This is a genomic window from Caballeronia sp. M23-90 (assembly GCF_053574605.1).
Genome location: NZ_JBSIPA010000531.1, coordinates 1 through 4,248, shown reverse-complemented (window position 1 = coordinate 4,248; position 4,248 = coordinate 1). Strand labels below are relative to the sequence as shown.

The following is a 4,248-nucleotide window of genomic DNA, read 5'->3' as shown; positions in this document are numbered from 1 at the left end:
TCATTCAGCGGCGCGCCTGCGTTGCCTGTAGTGCCCGCGGGCAGCGGCGGTACGCCCGCGCCTCCCGTGCTTGCCGAAATACCGCTCGAGCTGAACTCAGGGTGATCCCAGACGGTGATGCTGATCTGGTCATTCACGCCAATGTGATACGCATAGAGCTTGCGGGTATCTTTGGTCAGGCAGGTGAGCGGGCAGACGCTTGCGATCGTTTCATCGCTGAGTTGCGGATGGGTCTCGAAGTAGCTGACATCGATAGGCGTCACGTGATACTTCACGTTCGCCTGGGCGACGCTGTCCGGCGCCGGTGTCTGGTCGAGACGATCGGTGTCGAGATAAGGTCCCGGTGCAATCGCGCAACCGGTCAACGATGCTGTGAAGGTTGCGCCAGCCAGCAGTGAAACGAGTAGTTTGATATTCATATTAGTGGTCCTCGCGTTACGGATACGCTGAATGTCCCCAGCGCAAAGTCTCCTGACCGTCAACGCGCAGTGCGCGTAGGTAGTCCTTCCTGTGCATGACGTAAGCGCCTTGATAGCGTCATCCGGGTTTCGCTGCGAACGGGTTTCTCCCCGGTCCACCCATTCGCAGCAGCCACTCGAAACAACAGCTAACGCTCCCTGCCTTGAGAATCTGGCAGGTGTTCACACAGGAAGAACTGCAGGTTGAAAGACGCATGGCAGGAGACCGCTGCGCCTCTTTGAAAACTGTTATTGGCTACGTTGCTTCGCTTCATCTTTGCGGCTGCTTGCACTGACTCGCGGTGACGCGATGGTCGAGGCGCGCTTCTGGCCGTTCGATGTGACATCGTGGCGTTTCCGGCAGGGCCGGTAAGTGCGTTTCCGCACGCGGGCGTCTTAGTTCACACAAATAGCGCCGTGACCCTTGACATGTAATGCTTCAAATCAAAACCACTTTTTAAAACTGCGCGGCGATTAACACGATCCGCCCACCACACGCGTGCAAAACCCGTTCGATGCAATAAATATCGAAAGCATGATTATGTTTTTATGAAACGCATGATCGCAGCTTAATGCGTACGCAAATGTCGACACGTTGAACCTGGGACTGCGGGAAGAGGAGGGCGCGCGGCAGGCCATGACCTGACTTGCGTGACGCTCACACTGATCGCATGGTCCGCGGATTCAATGAACTTCTTCGGCAGCCTGGCGCAGACGCGGGAGCAGCCGGTCGAATTCACGCTTGACGATGCCGTAGCATTCGCATGCGCGCGCTTCGAGGCCTTCGCGATCCAGCACCTTGATGCAACCACGGCTGTGATGAATCAGTCCTGCGTCATGCAGCTTGCCTGCGGCTTCGGTCACGCCTTCACGGCGCACGCCAAGCATGTCGGCAATCAGTTGCTGAGTGACTTGAAGCTGGTTCGAAGAAGTGCGGTCGATTTCGATCAGGAGCCAGCGGCACAGTTGCTTGTTGAGCGAGTGGTGACGATTGCATGCAGCCGTTTGCGCCACTTGCGTGAGCAGGGCTTGCATATAAAGCAGCATCAGGCGGCGCAGGAAATCCGAGCGGCCGAACTGTTCGCGCAAAGCAGATGCGCTCATGCGATAAGCGAAGCCCGGGCATTGCACCTGGACGCGCGTCGGCATGGTTTCACCGCCAGTCAGAACGGGCACGCCGGTCATGCCTTCACGGCCGACTGCTGCGATCTCGACTGAACCGCCGTCTTCCATCGTGTGAAGCAGGGAGATGATGGCGGTGGTGGGGAAGTACACGTGATGAATACGCTGACCCGAATCGCACAGCAATTGATCGGTGCGAAGCTGAACCAGTTCAAGGTGAGGTGTAAGAGCTTGCCATTCGTGCGCGGGAAGCGCACCCAACAGATGATTGCCGTGCAGGTCGGACTGAAGGGTCAGCATGATGTTCTTCTCTCGTGACTGTGCGCATTGCGCCTTACTTTTTATTTACCGGCCAGCGAAACGATCCGTGAGTGCATCTGACGGCATTCATCGAAACGTTTCGCGACCAGCCCCGTAAGCAGCGCAGCATCGTCGTTTAGTTGGTTTGTTTTTTCGACGTTACCGCGTTGCGCAACTCATTTAGCGAGGACCGTGCCAGCGATGGTCAATCTCAATGCCATCATGGGGTCGTGCGTGGCGGGTGCCAGCGGCAAATCTGCAGATGGATGTTTTTGTTTCACTCTTGAACAGCAGCCCTGTTTGACCCGGACTTTCACCTTGATTGATGCAACGCACCCTTTCGTCTGCGCAATGCCTTACTGGTGGCCTGTCCACGTTTCATTCCTGACCACAAAACGGGCATCTGGCGCACGAACCGCGAATGCTTTAACAGGCATTCATCGGTTGTTTAAAAAATGATTCAGAACTGTTCCACGATCTGCGTGTGCTAACGAACGCAAGTGCCGCCGACGCCCGCTTGACACACCCGCAAGGGCGCGCAGGGCTTATGCAGCCCTTGCAGACAACGCGCGTTGCATGCGCTGGTACTGAACTGAAAACGTTGCGTTCAGCGCACGAACCTCGCCTTGCGGCGTATGCGAAGTGTTTCGTTCACGAGCAACGAGGGCGATTCGACGCTCGACACCGGGCGCGAGATGGAACCATTCATCGCGTGCGCGATAGTGCGGATCGACTACATGTACCCATCGTGCCAAACGTTTGGCGTGCATCACGAGCGCCCATTCGCCCTGAGCGTCATGTTCGAGACGCACTTCGAAACCGAGGTCGTGGCGTTGCGCCAGTTCCCGCTCGGGGAAGTGGAATGCTTCCGACAGCACGGCGCCTGTCGCCTTGTCTCGCAAGGTGATGACGGTCGCTTCATGGGCGCGCGGGCCGAATCGATACGCGTAGGTAAAGTCGAAGAACTGGCCGAGGACATCGGATGCCTGCAGGCGTGTATTGCTGCGTGGCGAAAGTGTTACGTCCCGCGAGGCGCTCGCAACCTTCGTGGCGCCGTCGCGAAGACACACGAGGTCGAGATGCGCATTGATCGGCGTCGCCGTTTCGTTGATGAGATGGATATCGAGCCCGTCAAGGCCTTCGTCGGTGATGAGCGCAGTTACGGGACGTAAAACGTGTGCGAGGCCGTGTAGCGCACTTTTGGGCGTGCCCAGGGCATCGATCAAGCCCCAGCCGGCGCCCGCCCTGATGTCCTGCAACTGCCACACGATCCCGCCCGCGCATGACGATCCCTGCCGGCGCCATTCCGAGAAGACTTCGCCCATCACTTCGGCGACCACGGCTCGCGACAAGGCCAGATAGCGCTCCGGGTCTTCATAGCGCAGACGCAGTGGATCGACCGAATAGAGCGCGCGCAGGTAGTGTTCGCGGACGTCGTCGAAATCCCAGCTTGCGCCTGGATCGCGTGGTACGGCGGCTTTCCAGCGCGGCTGATGCGGCATCGATGCAAGCGGCACCGCGTTGAGCGCGACATCGTCGGGAACGTTGGCGAACGCGAGGCATTCGCTTGCGAAACGAACGTTTGCGCGTCGTGCGTCATCGAGTGGCCGCTGGTAGGCACCCACGCCGTAGTAATGGGTGATGCCTGCACGTGTGGCGAAGGGCCAGGCGTTCTCGCTGTCATCGGATGCCGGGATACTTGGCGAGTTGATGACATAAGGCACATCAGGGCGCTTCGCCGCGCAGATGGAAGGCAACTGCTCGGTGAACAACGTTTGCGTGCGCATTGCCGGCGGCAGTCCGAGCATGGCCGCTTGCTGGTCGGCTTCGCTTCCACCGCACAGGACAGCAAGCGAAGCAAAGCGTTGCGTTCTTGATAAAAACTGTTCTGCCTCGCGCTGAACACTGGCTTTAAAGGCCGGATCGGTCGGGTAATCGAAATTCGCGAATGCGAAATCCTGCCAGATGAGGAGTCCGTGTTCATCGGCCAAAGCATAGAACGCATCGGACTCGTAAAGCATGGTGCCACCCACTCGCAACATGTTCATGCCAGCATCGCGCGCAAGCCGGAAAAACGTTTGCGCCTGTTCAGCCGACGTGTCGAGCGACACGAGATCTGCGGTCGTCCAGCACGCGCCGCGCGCAAACACAGGTACACCGTTGATGACGAGCTGAAAGCCATCGCCTGCGGGTCCGCGGTCCACCGTGATCTCCCTGAAGCCGATACGGCCAAGGGAAATGGCATCGTGATTCGCGAACTCGAGCGTGACCTCGTGCAAGGCCGGATCGCCATGCGTATGCGGCCACCAGCGCGGAACATCGGGCACGCGCAAGGTGCCGCTGATCGTTTGCGCGTCCTGCCATTGCA

3 protein-coding genes and 1 pseudogene are annotated in these 4,248 nt (G+C 58.6%); 1 reads left to right on the top strand and 3 read right to left on the bottom strand.

All coding sequences use genetic code 11. The annotated features are described in order from the left end of the window. Both ACRXB1_RS31845 and ACRXB1_RS31840 read right to left on the bottom strand, forming a co-directional pair. Positions 1–419: pseudogene (locus ACRXB1_RS31845) on the bottom strand (polysaccharide biosynthesis/export family protein); the annotation flags it as partial. A 723-nt stretch (positions 420–1,142) separates the two neighbouring features. Further along, positions 1,143–1,880 carry a Crp/Fnr family transcriptional regulator gene (locus ACRXB1_RS31840; protein WP_056364021.1) on the bottom strand — a complete coding sequence of 246 codons (738 nt, stop codon included), beginning with the start codon at positions 1,878–1,880 and terminating at the stop codon, positions 1,143–1,145. 201 nt (positions 1,881–2,081) lie between these two features. On the opposite strand from ACRXB1_RS31840, the gene ACRXB1_RS31835 reads away from it, so the two are divergent. Further along, positions 2,082–2,339: a hypothetical protein gene (locus tag ACRXB1_RS31835; RefSeq protein ID WP_449494298.1), complete on the top strand. Its 258-nt coding sequence runs from the start codon at positions 2,082–2,084 to the stop codon at positions 2,337–2,339. 86 nt (positions 2,340–2,425) lie between these two features. Here ACRXB1_RS31835 and ACRXB1_RS31830 read toward each other — a convergent pair. Beyond that, the coding region (locus tag ACRXB1_RS31830) for a glycoside hydrolase family 2 protein (protein WP_449494297.1) at positions 2,426–4,248 on the bottom strand (1,823 nt) is incomplete at its 5' end.

Coding starts and splice junctions, on each gene's coding strand:
- ACRXB1_RS31840 (WP_056364021.1), bottom strand. CDS start 1,880: ATGCTGACCCTTCAGTCCGACCTGCACGGCAATCATCTGTTGGGTGCG.
- ACRXB1_RS31835 (WP_449494298.1), top strand. CDS start 2,082: ATGGTCAATCTCAATGCCATCATGGGGTCGTGCGTGGCGGGTGCCAGC.